The 18,110-nt window shown below is 72.8% G+C and carries 16 protein-coding genes; 8 read left to right on the top strand and 8 right to left on the bottom strand.

Annotation, left to right across the window (positions count from 1 at the left end; all coding sequences use genetic code 11):
- Positions 1-38: 38 nt before the first annotated feature.
- On the bottom strand, positions 39-689 hold the full coding sequence (locus ACZ4IF_RS01875) for a class I SAM-dependent methyltransferase (RefSeq protein ID WP_467558653.1): 651 nt from the start codon (positions 687-689) through the stop codon (positions 39-41).
- 101 nt (positions 690-790) lie between these two features.
- A complete protein-coding gene (locus ACZ4IF_RS01870; RefSeq protein WP_467558651.1) occupies positions 791-2,530 on the bottom strand; it encodes an MFS transporter in 1,740 nt (579 codons plus the stop codon).
- Positions 2,531-2,855: 325 nt separating this feature from the next.
- Between ACZ4IF_RS01870 and ACZ4IF_RS01865 the strand changes: the two genes are divergently transcribed.
- The 5 genes from ACZ4IF_RS01865 to ACZ4IF_RS01845 all read left to right on the top strand — a co-directional run bounded on the left by ACZ4IF_RS01865 (position 2,856) and on the right by ACZ4IF_RS01845 (position 9,441).
- Complete coding sequence (locus ACZ4IF_RS01865) at positions 2,856-5,021, top strand: acyl-CoA dehydrogenase (protein ID WP_467558649.1); 2,166 nt, start codon at positions 2,856-2,858, stop codon at positions 5,019-5,021.
- Between the two features lie 36 nt (positions 5,022-5,057).
- Entirely contained in the window at positions 5,058-6,251 is a 1,194-nt protein-coding gene (locus ACZ4IF_RS01860) for a lipid-transfer protein (protein WP_467558647.1), read from the top strand.
- Between the two features lie 216 nt (positions 6,252-6,467).
- Entirely contained in the window at positions 6,468-7,895 is a 1,428-nt protein-coding gene (locus tag ACZ4IF_RS01855; RefSeq protein WP_467558645.1) for an MFS transporter, read from the top strand.
- Between the two features lie 173 nt (positions 7,896-8,068).
- Positions 8,069-8,608, top strand: a complete 540-nt coding sequence (locus ACZ4IF_RS01850; protein WP_359490830.1) for a SigE family RNA polymerase sigma factor — start codon at positions 8,069-8,071, stop codon at positions 8,606-8,608.
- The gene (locus ACZ4IF_RS01845) at positions 8,608-9,441 is read left to right on the top strand and encodes a hypothetical protein (protein WP_467558642.1); all 834 of its coding nucleotides are present in this window, start codon (positions 8,608-8,610) and stop codon (positions 9,439-9,441) included. The genes ACZ4IF_RS01850 and ACZ4IF_RS01845 overlap by 1 nt, the downstream gene beginning before the upstream one ends.
- Before the next feature lie 40 nt (positions 9,442-9,481).
- Here ACZ4IF_RS01845 and ACZ4IF_RS01840 read toward each other — a convergent pair whose 3' ends face one another.
- The 4 genes from ACZ4IF_RS01840 to ACZ4IF_RS01825 all read right to left on the bottom strand — a co-directional run bounded on the left by ACZ4IF_RS01840 (position 9,482) and on the right by ACZ4IF_RS01825 (position 13,149).
- Positions 9,482-10,114 carry a response regulator transcription factor gene (locus ACZ4IF_RS01840; protein WP_345644144.1) on the bottom strand — a complete coding sequence of 211 codons (633 nt, stop codon included), beginning with the start codon at positions 10,112-10,114 and terminating at the stop codon, positions 9,482-9,484.
- Positions 10,115-10,270: 156 nt separating this feature from the next.
- Entirely contained in the window at positions 10,271-11,533 is a 1,263-nt protein-coding gene (locus tag ACZ4IF_RS01835) for a sensor histidine kinase (RefSeq protein ID WP_467558640.1), read from the bottom strand.
- Between the two features lie 15 nt (positions 11,534-11,548).
- On the bottom strand, positions 11,549-12,268 hold the full coding sequence (locus ACZ4IF_RS01830; protein ID WP_359490825.1) for an ABC transporter permease: 720 nt from the start codon (positions 12,266-12,268) through the stop codon (positions 11,549-11,551).
- Positions 12,268-13,149 carry an ABC transporter ATP-binding protein gene (locus ACZ4IF_RS01825; RefSeq protein WP_467559921.1) on the bottom strand — a complete coding sequence of 294 codons (882 nt, stop codon included), beginning with the start codon at positions 13,147-13,149 and terminating at the stop codon, positions 12,268-12,270. Before ACZ4IF_RS01825 ends, ACZ4IF_RS01830 begins: the two co-directional genes overlap by 1 nt.
- Before the next feature lie 335 nt (positions 13,150-13,484).
- On the opposite strand from ACZ4IF_RS01825, the gene ACZ4IF_RS01820 reads away from it, so the two are divergent.
- The 3 genes from ACZ4IF_RS01820 to ACZ4IF_RS01810 all read left to right on the top strand — a co-directional run bounded on the left by ACZ4IF_RS01820 (position 13,485) and on the right by ACZ4IF_RS01810 (position 16,476).
- Positions 13,485-14,342 (top strand): MaoC/PaaZ C-terminal domain-containing protein, encoded by an 858-nt coding sequence (locus tag ACZ4IF_RS01820; RefSeq protein ID WP_467558637.1) that lies wholly within the window; start codon positions 13,485-13,487, stop codon positions 14,340-14,342.
- Positions 14,343-14,436: 94 nt separating this feature from the next.
- Positions 14,437-15,513 carry a Zn-dependent alcohol dehydrogenase gene (locus ACZ4IF_RS01815; RefSeq protein WP_359490819.1) on the top strand — a complete coding sequence of 359 codons (1,077 nt, stop codon included), beginning with the start codon at positions 14,437-14,439 and terminating at the stop codon, positions 15,511-15,513.
- A 24-nt stretch (positions 15,514-15,537) separates the two neighbouring features.
- Positions 15,538-16,476: a 3-oxoacyl-ACP reductase gene (locus ACZ4IF_RS01810; protein WP_467558634.1), complete on the top strand. Its 939-nt coding sequence runs from the start codon at positions 15,538-15,540 to the stop codon at positions 16,474-16,476.
- Positions 16,477-16,572: 96 nt separating this feature from the next.
- On the opposite strand, the gene ACZ4IF_RS01805 is transcribed toward ACZ4IF_RS01810, so the two are convergent.
- On the bottom strand, positions 16,573-17,688 hold the full coding sequence (locus tag ACZ4IF_RS01805; RefSeq protein ID WP_467558632.1) for a helix-turn-helix transcriptional regulator: 1,116 nt from the start codon (positions 17,686-17,688) through the stop codon (positions 16,573-16,575).
- A 231-nt stretch (positions 17,689-17,919) separates the two neighbouring features.
- Positions 17,920-18,084: a hypothetical protein gene (locus ACZ4IF_RS01800; RefSeq protein WP_359490813.1), complete on the bottom strand. Its 165-nt coding sequence runs from the start codon at positions 18,082-18,084 to the stop codon at positions 17,920-17,922.
- Between the last annotated feature and the right edge of the window lie 26 nt (positions 18,085-18,110).

The raw sequence follows: 18,110 nt of genomic DNA, 5'->3' as shown, positions 1-18,110 counted from the left end.
CGGTGCTGTGGCGAGGGCGCCCCGCGGCGGCCGCGGCCTCAGATGCCCGCGCCGGTCCGCCGCAGGACGCGCAGCGAGTCGGTCGCCGAGACCTCCGTGAACGCGCCGGACGCCAGGGCCCTGAGGTACACGCGGTACGGGGCCTGGCCGGTGAACTCGTCGGCCGGGTCGGGGAACACGTCGTGGATCACGAGGAGGCCGCCCTCGGCGACGTGCGGCGCCCAGCCCTCGTAGTCGCCGTTCGCGTGCTCGTCCGTGTGGCCGCCGTCGACGAAGACGAGACCGAGCGGCGTGCGCCAGAACGCGGCGATCTGCGGGGAGCGGCCCACCATCGCGACCACGTGGTCCTCCAGACCGGCCCGGTGCAGGGTGCGACGGAAGGTGGGCAGCGTGTCCATCCGCCCCACCTCGGGGTCCACGGTGTCCGGGTCGTGGTACTCCCAGCCCGGCTGCTGTTCCTCGCTGCCCCGGTGGTGGTCGACGGTGATCGCGGTCACCCCGGCCTCGCGCGCCGCGTCGGCGAGCAGGATCGTGGAGCGCCCGCAGTACGTGCCGACCTCCAGGAGGGGCAGCCCGAGCCGCCCGGCCTCGACGGCTGCCTCGTACAGCGCGAGCCCCTCGCCGACGGGCATGAACCCCTTCGCGGCCTCGAAGGCGGCGAGGATCTCCGGCTTGGGTGCCGCGGGCATGGGTTCCTCCAGGGGGTGCGGGTCTGTCGGCGCCCATGGTGCCGCACACCCCCGCCGCGACGGCGGCGGGGGTGTGCGGGAAGGGAGTGCCGGCCGTTCCGCTAGGCGGGGACGCTCTCGCCCGGCAGGGCCAGGTCCACCTCGACGGGGCGCGCGTCGCCCGCGTGCGTGGCCGACGAGGCGAGGGGGCCGTGGCCCGCGGCACGGGCGGCCAGGACGTACGCGCCCTCGGCGGGCACGTCCAGCGCGTAGCGGCCGTCCTCGGCGGAGAGCGTGGCGCCCGCCTGGCGGCCACGCCGGTCGATCAGGGTGACCTTGGCGCGGGCGACCGGGGCGCCGTCGGCGTTCAGGACCCGGCCGTGGAAGCCGCCGAGGAGCTCGTGCGCCCGCTCCAGCGCGGCGTCCTCCTCGCTGCTGGCCACCAGCTGCGGCTTGGTCGCGCGGCGCGGGCCGGGCAGGAACAGGGCCATGAGCAGGCCGACCGCCACGGCGCCGGTGGCGATGGCGAAGGACACCCGGAAGCCGTGCATGGTCGGGACGGCGACGGGGCCGACGTGGTGGGCGGTGTTGGCCAGCACCATGCCGATGACGGCGCTCGACACGGAGGTGCCGATGGAGCGCATCAGCGTGTTCAGGCCGTTGGCCGCGCCGGTCTCCGATGCCGGGACGGAGCCGACGATCAGCGCGGGCAGCGAGGAGTACGCGAGACCGATGCCCGCGCCGAGGACGACCGAGATCACGATGGTCTGCCAGGCGGCGTTCATCAGGCCGAGGCCCGCGCCGTAGCCGACCCCGATGATCAGCATGCCGATGATCAGCGTGACCTTCGGGCCGTACTTGGCGGACAGGCGGGCGTACACGGGTGCGGTGAACATCATCGTCAGGCCGAGCGGCGCCACGCACAGGCCGGCGACGACCATCGACTGGCCGAGGCCGTAGCCGGTGGACTTCGGCAGCTGGAGCAGCTGCGGCAGGACCAGCGAGACGACGTAGAAGGAGACACCGACCATGATCGAGGCGAGGTTGGTGAACAGCACCGCGGGCCGGGCGGTGGTGCGCAGGTCGACCAGCGGGGCCTTCAGCCGCAGCTCCATCACGCCCCACAGGACCAGGACGGCGGCCGACGCGGCGAACAGGCCGAGCGTGGTGGACGAGCTCCAGCCCCAGTCGCTGCCCTTGGTGATGGGCAGCAGGAAGAGGACGAGTCCGGCGGAGAGGCCGAGCGCGCCCAGGACGTCGAAGGTGCCCTCGGCGCGCATCGGGGACTCCGGTACGACGAGGAGGGTGAGGGCGATCGAGAGGACGCCGAGTCCGGCGGCGCCGTAGAAGAGGGCGTGCCAGTCGGCGTGCTGGGCGACGAGGGCCGCGGCGGGCAGCGCGAGGCCGCCGCCGACACCGATCGAGGAGCTCATCAGCGCCATCGCGGAGCCGAGCTTCTCGCGGGGCAGCATGTCGCGCATCAGGCCGATGCCGAGGGGGATCGCGCCCATGGCGAAGCCCTGGAGCGTGCGGCCGACGATCATCGGCAGCAGGGTGCTGGTCAGGGCGCTGACCAGGGCGCCGACCACCATGACGGCCAGGCTGGTGAGCAGCATGCGCCGCTTGCCGAAGAGGTCGCCGAGGCGACCCATGATCGGGGTGGCCACGGCGCCGGAGAGCAGGGTCGAGGTCAGGACCCAGGTGGCGTTGCTGGGCGAGGTGTCCAGCAGCGTCGGCAGGTCCTTGATGACCGGGACGAGCAGGGTCTGCATCACCGCGACAACGATGCCCGCGAAGGCGAGCACCGGCACGGTCGTGCCGCTCGGCCTCCGCGTGGGCTGGTCGGTCGTCGTGTGCGTCATTGCGTGGGGCCTCCAGGCCGTAACGAAGTGCGGTCGTCCGCGTCGGTGCGCGGACCGGGGTCGGTGTGTCCGTACGGGTGCGGGTGGCTCGGCCGGACACGGAAGTCGGTGTTCCGCGTGGGTCGGGGGGTCGGGGCGTGCCGTGCGAGCTGCCTGACCGCGTGATCCGCGCGGGATACGTGTAGGAGAAAGCCGGTGTGCCTGGGCAACTATTCCGATGCTTCGGCGTACTAACGAATCCTTGACCCTCTCATGGGTATCTGACCTACCGTCAGAATGAAACGTGTTCTAGTCTGGCGCGCACCTGGGGCCGTGGGAGGCACGCATGGGCATCGGCGTCACACCGGAGCAGCGGGAACTGGCCGACGCCGTACGCGGCTGGATCGCCCGCGCCGTACCGCCCGAAGAAGTACGCAAACGCCTCGACGCCCCGGGCAACGGCAGACCGTCCTACTGGGACGGCATCGCCGGACAGGGGCTGCTCGCCGTCCACCTGCCCGAGCCGCACGGCGGCGGCGGGGACCTCGTCGACCTCGCCGTCGTCGTGGAGGAGACCGCGCGGGCGGCACTGCCGGGACCGTACGTGGCGAGCGTCCTCGCCTCGGAGCTGCTGACCGGACGGGACGACCTCGTGCGGGCCCTCGGCACCGGGGAGCGCATCGGTGCCGTGGCGTTCGGCACGGGCACGCTGACCGCCACACCGGCGGCCGACGGCGGGTACCGCCTCGACGGGACCGCGCCGCCCGTACTGGCGGGCGCCGACGCCGACCTCCTCGTCCTGGCCGCGACGGCCTCCGGGGGCGCGGCAGCACCGGCGGGCGACACCGTATGGCTCGTCGTGGACGCCGGCCGGCTCGCCGTACGGCCCCACGAGAGCGCCGATCCGACACGGGCCACCGCCGAGATACGGGCCGACGGGGTGCGGGTCCCCGCCGAGCACGTCCTCGACGTCGACACCGCACGGGTCCGCGACCTCGCCGCAGTGCTCCTGGCCGCCGACGCCTGCGGCACGGCCGCCTGGGCCCTGGACACCGCCACGCGGCACGCCACGGTCCGCGAACAGTTCGGCCGGCCCATCGGCCGCTTCCAGGGCGTCAAGCACCTGTGCGCCGACATGCTGGTCCGCGTCGAACAGGCGCGGGCCCTCACCTGGGACGCGGCCCGTGCGGCCCGCGGACCCGGTGCCGTGCGCGGCCTGGTCTGCTCGCTCGCCGCGGGCGCCGCACTCGAAGCGGCCTACTCGTGCGCCAAGGACTGCATCCAGATCCTCGGCGGCATCGGGTTCACCTGGGAACACGACGCCCACCTGTACCTGCGCCGGGCGGTGGTGGCGCGGCAGCTGCTCGGGACCGGCGACGTCCACCTGGACCGGGCCGCCCGGATCGCGCGGATCGGCACCCGGCGCCCACTGCGCCTGGAACTGCCGCCCGAGGCGGCCGCGTACCGGGAGAGTGCACGGGAGACCATCGGCGCCGCCCGCGGGCTCGACCCGGCCGCCGCCCGCAGACTGCTCACCCCCACCGGCCACGCCGCCCCGCACCTGCCCCCGCCGTACGGACTCGGCGCGGGCCCCGTGCGGCAGCTCGCCGTGCAGCAGGAACTGGACGCGGCGGGCGTGCGCGTCAGCGACCTCGGCATCGCCACCTGGGTCGTACCGTCCCTCATCGCCTACGGCACCGAGCGGCAACGCGAGCGCTACCTCCTGCCCACCCTGCGCGGCGACCTGCTGTGGTGTCAGCTCTTCTCGGAGCCGGACGCGGGCTCCGACCTCGCCGCCCTGCGCACCCGCGCCGAACGCACCCCCGACGGACGCTGGCGCGTCAACGGGCAGAAGGTGTGGACGAGCGCGGCACAGTGGGCCGACCACGGAATCCTCCTCGCCCGCACGAACCCGGCGGCCCCCAAGCACAAAGGGCTCACCTACTTCGTCGTCGACATGAAGAACACCGACGGCATCGGCATCCGCCCGCTGAAGGAGATCACCGGGGACTCCCTCTTCAACGAGGTCCACTTCGACGACGTCCTGCTGCCCGCGGACGCCGTCGTCGGCGAGGTCGACGACGGCTGGCGGGTCGCCCGCAACACCCTCGGCAACGAACGCGTCCACATGGCCGACCAGTTGACCTTCGACACCGGCCTGGAGGCACTCCTCGACCGCGCCGACGAGATCGGCGGAGCGCGCCTCGGTGCCCTCCTCGCCGAGGCGCACGCCCTGGCCTGCGTCGGACTGCGCACCACCCTGCGGCAGGTGTCCGGAGTCGACCCCGGAGCCGGCGCCTCCGTGCGCAAACTGGTGCAGACCGCGCACCAGCAGAAGGTCGCCGAGCTGGCACTCGAACTCCTCGGCCCGGCCGGCGCGGTGAGCGAGGGCGCCGGTGAGCGCGCCCTGCACGGATTCCTGCTCTCCCGCTGCCTGACCATCGCGGGCGGCACCACCCAGGTCCAGCTCAACGTCGTCGCCGAGCGCATCCTCGGCCTGCCCAGGGACTGACCCCACGGACCGACCCCACGGACCCAGGAGGAACGCATGAAGGCGTACGTCGCCGGAGTCGGCATGACCAGGTTCGAGAAGCCCGAGACCCGCGAGTGGCAGTACTGGGACATGGCCCGGGAGGCGGGCACGGCCGCCCTCGCCGACGCCGGGATCGGCTACGAGCTCGTGGAACAGGTCCCCGTCGGGTACTGCTTCCAGCCCTCCACCGCGGGACAGCGCGCCGCCTACGAACTGGGCCTGACCGGGGTCCCCGTCTACAACGTCAACAACAACTGCGCCACCGGGTCCAGCGCCCTGATGCTGGCACGGCAGCTCGTCGAGGGCGGAGTCTCGGACTGCGTCCTCGCGCTCGGCTTCGAGAAGATGAAACGCGGCGCGCTCGGCGGCGGGGCGGACGGCGGCGACTTCAAGACCTCCCCGGTGGCCCGGCACTACGGAATCATGGCCGCCCGGCACGGCTTCGAGATGTCCCCGCCCACCGCGCAGATCTTCGGCGACGCGGCACGCGAGCACATGGCGGCCTACGGCACGACCGAGGCGCAGCTCGCCGCCGTCGGCGCCAAGAACCACCGGCACTCCGCGCACAACCCCAACGCGCAGTTCCAGGACGTGTACGACGTCGACGAGATCCTCGCCTCCCGGGTCGTGCACCGGCCGCTGACCAAGCTCCAGTGCTCACCCACCTCGGACGGCGCCGCCGCGGCCGTCGTCGTGTCCGAACGGTTCGCCGAGCGGCACGCGCTCGCCGGCCGGGCCGTGGAGCTCGTGGCGCAGGCGATGACCACCGACACCGAGGCGTCCTTCGCCTCCGGCTCCTGCATCGACGTCGTGGGACAGCCCATGTCCCGCGAGGCCGCGCGCCAGGTCTACGAACGGTCCGGGCTCGGCATCGAGGACGTCGACGTGGTGGAACTGCACGACTGCTTCTCCATCAACGAACTGCTCACCTACGAGGCGCTCGGCATGTGCGGGGAGGGGGAGTCCGGCAAACTCGTCGAGTCCGGCGCCACGACGTACGGCGGACGCTGGGTGGTGAACCCCTCCGGCGGGCTGATCTCCAAGGGCCATCCGCTCGGCGCCACCGGCATCGCGCAGGCGGCGGAACTGGTGTGGCAGTTGCGCGGGGAGGCGGGGCCGCGGCAGGTTCCCGGCGCCCGGGTCGGACTCGCCCACAACATCGGACTGGGCGGCGCGGCGGTGGTGACGCTGCTGCGCGCCACGGACTGAGCTCGACGACGTCGACGGGGCGCGAGGGCCTGCGCGACCGGGCACGGAGGCGTCGCCGGGAAGGCGAGGGCCTGTGTGACTGAGCACCGAGGTGTCGCCGGGGCGAGGGCCTGTGCGGCGGGCGCCGTCGCACAGAGCCGGGCGGGTCCTAGGTCCCGTGGCCTACGGACGCGTGCGGCGAAATCCCGATGCAAGGGGCGCAGGCCGGTTGAGAGCATGACGCCCATGCTCAGAGCCGCGCAGGACACCCCCGTAGCCGTACGCACCGCACCGCCGACCTGGCTGGTGGTCGCACTCGTGTGCGCCGGACAGTTCCTCGTCGTGCTCGACGTGTCCGTGGTCAACGTGGCGCTGCCCTCCATGCGCGCCGACCTCGGACTGACCGCGCCGGGACTGCAGTGGGTGGTGAACGCCTACTCGATCGCCTTCGCCGGGTTCATGCTGCTCGGCGGCCGGGCCGGTGACCTGTACGGACGCAAGCGGATGTTCCTGGTGGGCCTCGCGCTGTTCACCGTGGCCTCGCTCGGCGGCGGTCTCGCCCAGGAGGGCTGGCAACTGCTGACCGCGCGGGCCGCGCAGGGACTGGGGGCCGCGGTGCTCGCCCCCTCGACCCTCACCATCCTGACGTCCACCGTCCCGGAGGGACCTGCCCGGGCCCGCGCGATAGCGACCTGGACGGCGGTCGGCGCCGGGGGCGGCGCGGCGGGCGGACTCGTCGGCGGGCTCCTCGTGGACGGCCTGTCGTGGCGCTGGGTGCTCCTCATCAACGTGCCGTTCGGCGCGGTGCTGCTCGCCGGGGCGGCGTTCAGGCTCCTGGAGAGCCGGGCCGGCGACGGACGGCGTCTGGACCTGCCGGGCGCGCTGCTGGTGACCGCGGGCCTCGCGACCGTGGCGTACGGCGTCGTGCAGACGGAGGCAGAGGGGTGGACGGCCGCCGCGACCCTCGTCCCGCTCGCCGCCGGACTCGCGCTCATCGGCCTGTTCCTCCTCGTCGAGGCCCGCACGAAGGCGCCGCTGATGCCGCTGGAACTGTTCACCCTGCGGTCCGTGTCCTCGGCGAACGCGGCCATGTTCGTGTGCGGCTCCGCGATGTTCTGCATGTGGTTCTTCATGACGCTGTACGCGCAGAACGTGCTCGGCTACACGCCGCTCGGCGCCGGGCTCGCCCTGGTGCCGAGCTCCCTCGCCGTCGTCCTCGGCTCGAAGCTGGCGCCGCGCCTCATGCCGGTCGTCGGCGCACGCAACGTGGCGGTGGTCGGCACGCTGGTGGCCGCGGCCGGCTTCGGCTGGCAGTCCACGATGACGGCGGACGGCGGGTACCTGACGGGGATCATGTTCCCGGGTCTGCTGATGATGGCCGGCGCGGGTCTGGCCGCGACACCGCTCGCCGCCCTCGCCACCTCCGGCGCGGCGCCGGGCGATGCCGGACTGGTGTCCGGACTGGTCAACACCTCCCGCGTGATGGGCGGCTCGCTCGGCCTCGCGGTCATGTCGACGATCGCGGCGGCCCGCACGGGCGGCAGCACCTCGGGCGAGGCGCTCACCGCCGGGTACGCCCTGGCGTTCCGCACCAGCGGGTTCCTGCTGCTGGGCGGGGCGCTGCTGATGCTGCTGTGGCTGCCGCGGAAGATCTCCCGGGCCTGAGGCGGCAGGGCCGCCGGGTCTGAGGCGGCAGGGCCACCGGGCCTGAGGCGGCAGGGCTGCCGGGTCCTGGACGTGACGTCCGCCGGGTCCTGGACGTGGAGCGAAAGATCTCCTGGGCCCGAGGCAACGGAATCCGGCCCTCGTGGACTCCATAAGACATCTAGGAGGTGCCCATGGGGGATCGGAAACAGGCTCGGGACGAGGAGTTCCAGCACTTCGTCGTCGGCCGCTGGCCGCGGCTGATGCGTACGGCATTTCTCCTGACGGGGGAGCAGCACGCCGCGGAGGACCTGGTCCAGACGACGCTCGAACAGGTCTTCGTTGCCTGGCGCAGGGTCGGCTCGGCCGACGACCCGGAGGCCTACGTACGACGCGTGATGATCAACGCGCATTCCCGCAGGCACCGCAGACGCCTCAAGGAGTTCCTCGCGCCGAAGGACGACTCGGGCCTCACCCGTGAACTGGCCGACAGCGGTGACCGGATGGCTCAGGCCGACGACCGCGGCGCCCTGCTCAAGGCCCTCGCCGAGCTGCCACCGCGCCAGCGCGAGGCGGTGGTCCTGCGGTACTGGGAGGACCTGAGCGAGACCCAGGTGGCCGAGGCGATGGGCTGTTCGGTCGGCTCGGTGAAGAGCAACGCGGCCAAGGGGATCGCGAAACTGCGCGCCATACCGGGCCTGGCGGAGCTGGTGACCAACGGAGGGCGGAAGTGATGAACGCGGACCGGGAGACGAACAGCGACATGACGCACACGGACATCGCCCTCCTGCTGGCCGAGGCCGCCGACGAGGTCGAGATCGGCATAGCCCCCTACCAGGCCGTCGTCCGCGGCGGCCGGCGCCGCAGGGCCCGCCGCTGGGCGGTCGCCGCCGCGGCGGCCCTGGTGGTCGCCGGTTCGACGGGCACCCTGGCGCTCGCCGGATCGTTCGGCGGTGACGGCGGACAGGTTGCCCCCGCCGCCACCCGGCCGCCCACGAGCGACCAGCGGCACGTGTTCGAGCCGCAGCGGAGCTCCGTGGCCAGGGGCACGGACCACGGCAAGAAGTGGTCGGTCACCGTGGACGTCTGGGGCGCGCCCAAGGACGTCGCGGAGGCGCAGTACCAGCGTTCGCAGATGGGCGAGTACGGCGTCACTCCCACCGGAGCACGCGTGGCCGCGGATCTCGTCGGCAAGGGATGGCTCTTCGTGCGCCTCATGGTGGGTGACGGCGCCCCGTCGACGGTGATCGACGGGGCGGTCGAGAAGGGCGACGCGCTCTCGGGCACGGACGTCCAGGCGTACTCCATGCCGCTGTCGACCGGAGCACCCGACAAGGACTCGGCGTCCCAGCGGCTCGTGATCGGCAAGGTCGCGACCACCGCGGAGCGGGTCACCTGCACCTGGGACGACGGCACGACGATCGAGGCCGGGCGAGCCGCCCCGGGCACGGGCCTCACCTCGGACGTCGAGGATCTGATCCGTCCGGTGGACGGCTCCCCGTCCGACTGGTTCGTGTGCCTGGCGCCGGAGGGGAAGAACTACAAGGCGGTGAACGTGACCGAGTGACCTGCCCCGGGCCGGAGGGCCGCGGCCTCCTCCGCCGGGATCACAGCCATCCCTGCTGACGGGCCTCCCGCATCGCCTCCATGCGGTTGCGGGTGCCCGTCTTGCCGATGGCGGAGGAGAGATAGTTGCGGACGGTCGACTCGGACAGGTGGAGCCTGGCGGCGATGTCGGCGACGGTGGCGCCGTCCACCGATGCCTTCAGCACGTCGCACTCGCGGGCGGTGAGCGGATTGGGGCCCGCGCTCAGTGCTGCCGCGGCGAGTGCCGGATCGATGACGGTCTCGCCGGTCAGCACCCGCCGGACAGCCTCCGCCAGCTCCTCCACGGGGCCGTCCTTGACCAGGAAGCCCGCCGCGCCCGCCTCCATGGCCCGCCGCAGATAGCCGGGCCGGCCGAAGGTGGTGAGGATCAGCACCCGGCAGTCGGGGGCCTGCCCGCGCAGTTCGGCGGCGGCGTCCAGCCCGCTCATCCCGGGCAACTCGATGTCCAGCAGCGCCACATCGGGCCGGTGCGTCAGTACCGCGTCCACGATCGCGTCCCCGGCGGACACCTGGGCGACCACCTCGATGTCCGCCTCCATCCCCAGCAGCAGCGCGAGCGCTCCCCGCATCATCCCCTGGTCCTCGGCGAGCAGGACGCGAATGGACTTGGCTGGCCGGTGATCCCGGGGCATCTCGTTCACAGGGCAAGGGTAGGCGGCGGACCCCCCTGAGGTGCCCTGAACTGCGCTGCCGCGCAAAGCATCGGCACGGGGGCCTTCCTCACGCCGGTACCGTGCTCACGCCGGTACCGCCTTCCTGCCGGCACCGCCCTCGAGCCGGCGCCGTCCTCACGCCGGTACCTCCGTCAAGTCGGTTGTCTCCACGGGGAGTTCGGCCCGCACCTGGAAACCGGTGCGGGCGCCCGGTCCCGCCTCCAGCGATCCGCCGGCCGTCGCGAGACGCTCGGTGAGGCCCTTCAGGCCGGTGCCGCCGATGCCCGCGGCGGCGGACGAGCCCGGGGACGAGCCGGCGGGCGAGCCCGTGCCGTCGTCGGTGACGGTCAGCCGGACACGGTCGGGGGTGCCGTCGACGGTGATCTCGCAGTGGGCCGCACCGCTGTGCCGCACGACATTGGTGACCGCCTCGCGGACCACCCAGCCCAGGAGCGCCTCGGTCTGCGGGACGAGCGGCGGCCCCGACTGCCGTACGACGGGCTCGACGCCCGCCGCGGACAGTGCGGAACGGGCGCGGTCCAGTTCCGTGGCCAGGCTGCCCTCCCGGTAGCCGGTGACCGCTTCACGGATCTCGGTGAGGGCCTGGCGGCCGACCGACTCGATGTCCGTGACCTGGACGAGTGCCGCGTCCAGGTCACGCGCGGCGAGCCTGCGGGCCGCCTCCGACTTCACCACGATCACCGACAGTGTGTGACCGAGCAGGTCGTGCAGGTCGCGGGAGAAACGCAGCCGCTCCTTCTCGACGGCGCGCCGCGCCAGTTCCTCGCGCGCCGCGCGCAGTTCGCGCACGGCCTCCGACAGGGAGAGGATCGCGGCCGTCACCATCGTGGACAGGAACGTGCCGTAGGCGACGTTCACCGCGTCCCAGCCGGCCCGGTACGCGGAGACCACGGCGGCGAGCACCGTCAGCGCGAACCCGATCCGGCCGAGCCAGGCCCCCCGCATGATCGCGCCCGTGGCCAGTCCGAGCAGCGGGAAGAAGTACAGCCAGGTGCCGCCGTACACGAGCGCCAGCGTGCAGGTGATCAGGCCCATCAGGACCAGGGCCACCCGGGTCGAGCGGGCTTCGCGCGTCTCCTTCACGAAGGCGCGGAAGGTCACGTAGATGTAGAGAGAGTTGAAGGCGAGCAGGCCGACGGCGCCGATCCAGGGCTGCTGTGTCCGGCCCTGGAGGATGTTGGAGAACGCGCCCATGCCCATCAGCAGCCACGGCAGCAGCGCGAAGCCGGTGGGCGGCGGGCCGGGGTCACGGACCTCCTTCCCCGAGGCGCGGGCGGCCCGCTGCTCGGTCTTGTACCGCTCCATGTCCGCCTTCCAGCGCGCCCGCGCCGCCCGCCACTCGTGCAGCTGACAGGTGACCTCTCGCATCCAGGGCATGTCGCCGCTCCCCGCTCAGACGGTCCGTGCGGACCGACGGTACGCGAACACCGCGTACGAGCCGAAGGCCAGCAGCCAGGCCGTGAGCACCGCCACCCCGCCCGCGGCGGGGGCGTGGCCGTCCGCGACCGAGACGCCCAGCTGCGCGAAGCGGTTCGTGGGGGTGTACACCGCCAGGGACCGCAGCCAGCCGGGGAACAGTTCGAGCGGGAACCACAGCCCGCCGACCACCGAAAGACCCAGGTTGCACACCATGTTGGCGACGCCCGTGGTCTGCGCGGTCAGCCGGTAGCCGTTGCCGAGGCCCAGCAGGGTGAAGGGCACCGAGCCCAGCCACAGCAGCACGGCGATCGCCGCCCACTGCCACGGGTCCAGCCGTACGCCGTTGACCAGGCCGCCCGCCACCAGCACCGCGGTGATCGCGGGCAGCACGGTGACCGATCCGGTCAGCGCGCGCCCGACCACCACCTCGCGCGGCGTCATCGGCGTCACCCGCAGCTGCCGCAGCCAGCCGATCACCTTGTCCTCGGCGACCCCGCCGCCGGTGTTCAGGGCCGAGCCGACCGCGCCGTACGCGGCCATGCCGACCATGGACGCCGTCTTCCACTCGCCGTCGTCACCGCCGCCGAGGTTGGTGAACAGCAGGTACATCATGACCGGCATCGCGATGCCGCCGATCACGAAGCCGGTGTCGCGCAGCGTCCGGCGCACCTCGAGCCGCAGATAGTCCAGCATCACACCGTCTCCAGAGCCTGTGAGGTCAGCGCCATGAACGCGTCGTCGAGGGAGGCGGGCACGACCTCCAGGCCGCGTATCGCCCCGAGCCCGGCCAGCGCGATCACCGTCGCGTCCGAGTCGTCCGTGCGCAGCCGGGCCCGGCCGCCGCGTATCTCCACCGAGACGACGCCGGGCAGCAGCGCCAGACCCTCCGTGCCGTGCCCCGCGAGGTCGAAGGAGACCAGGTTGCCGCCCACCGACCGCTTGAGCTGCTCCCCGGTGCCGTCCGCGACGATCCGGCCGTGGTCGATGACGACGATCCGGTCCGCGTGCGCGTCGGCCTCCTCCAGGTAGTGGGTGGAGAAGACCACCGTGTGGCCGCGTCGCGCGTACCCCCGCATCGAGGCCCAGAAGGCGTGCCGAGCCTCCACGTCCAGGGCGGCGGTCGGCTCGTCGAGCACGATCAGCGACGGATTCCCGGCGAGCGCCACCGCGAACCGCACCCGTTGCGCCTGCCCTCCGGAGAGCCGGTCGACGCGCCGGGCAGCCAGGTCCGCGATGCCCGCGAGTTCCAGCGCCTCGTCCACCGGCAGCGGCGCCGGGTAGCGTCCGGCCACGAAGCCCACCAGTTCCCGCACGGTGACGCGGGGCACCGGCCGTGTGTCCTGGAGCATCGCGCCGACCCGCCCGGCCCGCACGGACTCCTCCGGGCGGCCGCCGAAGAGCGTCACCGTGCCCTCGTCGGGCTCGTCCAGCCCGAGCAGCAGGGAGATCGTCGTCGACTTGCCGGCGCCGTTGCGGCCCAGCAGCGCGACCGTCTCGCCCCGCGCGATCGTGAGGTTCACCCCGTCCACGGCGCGTACGTCGCCGAAGGACTTGACCGCCCCCGTGAAGGACACGGCCGTCCGTGCCCCCGTCGTCGGCCGTGTCCCCGTCGTCGGCCGTGCCCCCGTCGTCTTTGTCATGACTACGACGCTAGGGGCGGCCGAGCGGGCCCGGCAGATGCACTTGTGGGCGATCGGCCGGGACAAATGTCACGGGTGGCCGCGGCGACCCGCGGATCTGACATGGCGTCAGTAGTCTTCACAAGTGCTGGGCGCTGGGCTATACAAGGGGGCGCCGGACTGGAACGCGTTCTAGCACGGGCGGGTTCCGCGGCCCAGTGTCGACCTCGGTGCGGCCGACGGTGCGGACGGCCGCACCGAGGTCTCTCGCGCTAGTCATCAGGAGCCCCATGCCCATTGACGCCGCCAAGGCCGTCGCCGCGGAACCCCGGACCGGAGAGATCACCTGGAACCACCGGGACGTCCAGCTCTACCACCTGGGCATCGGCGCGGGCGTCCCCGCGACCGACCCCGACGAGCTGCGCTACACCCTCGAATCCAGGCTGCACGTCCTGCCCAGCTTCGCGACCGTCGCGGGCGCCGGCTCTCCCGGTGTGATCAGCGGACTGTCCATGCCCGGTGTCGACGTCGACCTCGCCCGCGTCCTGCACGGCGGCCAGACCGTACGGCTGCACCGCCCGATCCCCGTCGAGGGCACCGCCACCGCCACCGGACGCATCGCCGCCGTCTACGACAAGGGCAAGGCGGCGATCCTCGTCATGCGCACCGAGGTCGCCGACACCGACGGCCCGCTGTGGACCAACGACGCCCAGATCTTCGTCCGGGGGGAAGGCGGCTGGGGCGGCGACCGCGGCCCCTCCACCCGCCTCGAAGCACCGACGGGCCCACCGGACCGGACCGTCGAACGGCCCGTCCGCGAGGACCAGGCGCTGCTCTACCGGCTCTCCGGGGACTGGAACCCGCTGCACGCCGACCCCGAGTTCGCCAAACTCGCCGGATTCGACCGGCCCATCCTGCATGGACTGTGCACCTACGGAATGACGCTCAAGGCGGTCGTCGACACCCTCCTGGGCGGCGACGTCACCCGCGTCCGTTCGTACACCACACGCTTCGCCGGCGTCGTCTTCCCCGGCGAGACCCTGCGCATCCGGATGTGGCGGCGGGACGGCTCGGTCCAGGTGGCGGTCGGCGCGGTCGAACGGGACGACGCCCCGGTACTGGCCGACACGGTCGTCGAACACTCCTGAGCGCCGCCGGACATCCCAGGGCCGCCGGCGCCCAGGACTCCAGCACTTCAGTACGCCCGCACTTCCGAGGGGACCTTCCGAGGGGAGCCGCACCATGCGCGCAGCCGTACAGCAGGAGATAGGCCAGGACAAGCTCGAAGTGTTCGACGACGTCGAGGCGGTGGGCTTCGGGCCCGGCAAGGTGAGGATCCGGGTGCGCGCCACCGGGCTGTGCCACTCGGACCTGTCCGCGATGAACGGCGTACTGCCGCAGCCCGCGCCGTTCGTCCCCGGCCACGAGGGCGCCGGCGAGATCACCGAGGTCGGCGACGGGGTGAGCCACCTCAAACCCGGCGACCGGGTCGTCGTCTGCTGGCTGCCCGCCTGCGGCGTCTGCCCCGCCTGCAAGCGCGGACAGACCGAACTGTGTCTGGCCGGATTCATGAACGCGGGCACCCCCAACTTCAAACGCCCCGGCGGTGACGTCTTCGGCTTCGCCGGCACCGGCACCTTCACCGAGGAGGTCGTCGTCGACGCGGGCTGCGCGGTGCCCATCCCCGACGACGTGCCCTACGACATCGCGGCACTGATCGGCTGCGGCGTCACCACCGGACTCGGCGCCGCCCTCAACACCGCCGACCTGGAGGCCGGTTCGTCGGTCGCCGTCATCGGCTGCGGCGGCGTCGGCATCTCCGCGATCCAGGGCGCGCGGCTCAAGGGCGCCGCCGAGATCGTCGCCGTCGACCCGGTCGCCTCGCGCCGCGAGGCCGCGCTGAGGTTCGGCGCCACGAAGGCCCTCTCGCCCGACGAACTCGCCGACGCCAAACAGTCGGTGACGGGCGGCGAGGGCTTCGACTACGTCTTCGAGGTCGTCGGCAAATCGGCCACGGCACGCACCGCGTACGACAACACCCGCCGCGGCGGGACCCTCGTGGTCGTCGGCGCGGGAGCCATGGACGACTTCCTCCAGCTCAACATGTTCGAGCTGTTCTTCGACGAGAAGCGCATCCTGCCCTCCATGTACGGCGGCGGGGACGTCCTGAGGTCCTACGAGCGCACCATCGCCCTGTGGCGGGCGGGCCGCATCGACCTGGAGGGCCTGATCACCCACCGGGTGCCGCTGGCCGGGATCAACGAGGCACTCGACCAGATGCGTACGGGCACCGCGCTGCGCACCTGCATCGAGATCTGACCCCCACAACCGCTAAGGACCCTGATGTCACTGCCACTTGAGGGGCTCGCCGCGATCGTCACCGGCGCGGGCCGCGGCCTCGGCCGGGCCGAGGCACTCGAACTGGCCCGGCTGGGCGCGGCCGTCGTCGTCAACGACTTCGGCCAGTCCGGGCGGGACGGGTCGGGCGAGTCCTCGGCCACGCCCGCCGAGGAGGTCGCCGCCGAGATCCGCGCCGCGGGCGGCCGGGCCGTCGCCCACACCGGGGACGTCGCCGACCACGACCAGGCCCGCCTGCTGGTCGAACTGGCGGTCACCGAGTTCGGGAAGCTCGACGTCCTCGTCAACAACGCGGGCATCCTGCGCGACCGGATGGTCTTCTCGATGTCCGAGGACGAGTGGGACTCGGTGATCCGGGTGCACCTGAAGGGCCACTTCAACACCACCCGCTTCGCGTCCGCGCACTGGCGGGCACGGTCCAAGGCGGCCGGCGGCCCCGTGTACGGGCGCATCGTGAACACCTCCTCGGAGGCCTTCCTCGCGGGCTCCGCCGGACAGCCCAACTACGCGGCGGCGAAGGGCGGGATCGTCGGCCTGACCACGTCGAGCGCCCTGGCGCTGGCCAAGTACGGCGTCACGGCGAACGTCATCTGCCCACGCGCCCGGACCCGGATGACGGAGGACGTCTTCGCGGGCTTCGCCGAGCCCGACGAGGGCCTCGACCCGCTCGCCCCCGAACATGTCGCCCCGCTCGTCGGCTATCTGGCCGCGCCCGCCGCCGGACATGTCAACGGGCAGCTCATCGTCGTGCACGGCGGCATGGTCGCGATCGTCGAACGCCCCCGTGTCGCCGCCAAGTTCGACACCAAGCAGGACGCCTTCAGCCACGACGAACTCGACGCGCTGCTCACGCCGTACTACGCCGACCGGCCGAAGGGCGAGACGTTCGCGGCAGCGGAGGTGCTGGGGCTCAAGCACGGGTGACGACCGAGCGGGGCGGCCCGCTTCAGGGCCGCCCCCGCTCCGGGCCGCCACGGTTCCGGAAGGCCGGCTGCCCCTCGCCGACCCGGATCCGGGAGGTCAGTCGGCCGGGCCGCCGAGCAGACGGCCGTCGGTCGACAGGGGAGGGTGCGCCAGCTGGGGCACGTAGTGCCGGAAGAACAGCTCGGCGACCAGTTCCCGGCGGCTGCGCACCCCCACCTTGTCGAAGATCTGCTTGAGATGGTCCTGAACGGTGTACGCGGAGACGCCGAGCTGCCGGGCGATCTCACTGGTCGAGCGGCCCAGCAGCACGAGCTGGGCGATCTGCCGGGCACGCGGCGACAGCCCGTACACGTCGAGGACCAGCGCGGTCAGCTCGCCGGGATCGGTGGGGCCGACCGACACCACCGTGGTGGGTTCGCCGCCCTGGTCGACGGGCCAGGCCCGCAGCGAGATCCACCGCCCCGCACTCGTCGGCGCCCGCACATGCGCGCCGGCCCCGGCCACCTCGCCCCGCGCCTGCACGGCCAGCGCCCGCATCAGGTACGGGCCCGCCTTGCCGCGGCCCGGCGCGTGCCGCTCCTGCAGCCGGTCCAGCCAGTGCTGAGCCGTCGGCGACATCGACCGCACCTCCAGATCGCCGTCGAGGACCACCCAGCCCGGCGCGTCCGGCAGCGGGCCCGCGTCCACGCCGGACAGCAGCAGCGAACGGCGCAGCGCGGCGCAGGCCGGCACACTCACCGCCTCGGCGACGGCGAGGTCGGCCGAGGAGAAGGCGCGGGTGTGCCCGTCCCGGCACAGCACGAGCAGACCCCAGGTGCGCCGGCCGTCCCGCAGCAGGACGCGCAACTCGTCGGTGAGCCCCAGGGGGTGGAGGATCTCGCGGTAGTACTTGCTGTCGTCGAGCCGGCCGTGGGTGGAGCGGCTCAGCAGGCTCACCCTGCCCGGGCGCCGGGCCAGCGCCCGCAGGTTGTCGACGTCGTCCTGCTCCACGTGCTCGATCTCGAAGAGGCGGCGCATGCTCGACTCGGGGAAGCCGGACTCGTGCTGACCCCCGGTGTCCAGCAGTGTCGAGGGGTCCAGGACGACTCCGCACCAGATGTCCGCCGGCACGGCATCGAGCAGGACGCGGCCGGTGCGGTCGAGGACGGCGAGTGCGCTGAGTTCGCCGCGCAGGGCGCGTTCGAGGCGGGCGGTGGTCTCGGCAGGAGTCATCGGCAGGTCCCCGGAATATCGGCCCGTCATATCCCAGGAATCTGGGATACCCCCGCGGATGTCAGTTCCGTACGGTGGGTCTCGATTGTGGGGGCCGGTCCGCAGCCGGACAAGGCCGCCGCGACAGCGGGGGAGTCGGACGCCGCCCGCACGTGGGGCCCGGGGGAGCCCCGCACAGAACGGCCCCGCTCGCGATGGCGAGCGGGGCCGTGTGCCGGTTGCGACGTGCCGTCAGACCGACCGGTCCGTCTGCTCGGACGGCTTGCGGTGGCGTCCCTGTGGGGTCGCCTCGTCGTCATGGCCGGAGACCGGACCGCGGTGCCTGCCGTGACCTTCGGCGAGGGCCGTGGCCTCGTCGGCGGTGACCTGCGGTTCCTTGATGCTGGTGTCGCTCATCTGAAGTGTTCACCCCGTATACAAGA

The organism is Streptomyces sp. NPDC025784 (genome assembly GCF_055558435.1).
Note: the sequence above shows the minus strand (reverse complement) of the source record. Positions and strands in the feature narration are given on the sequence as shown.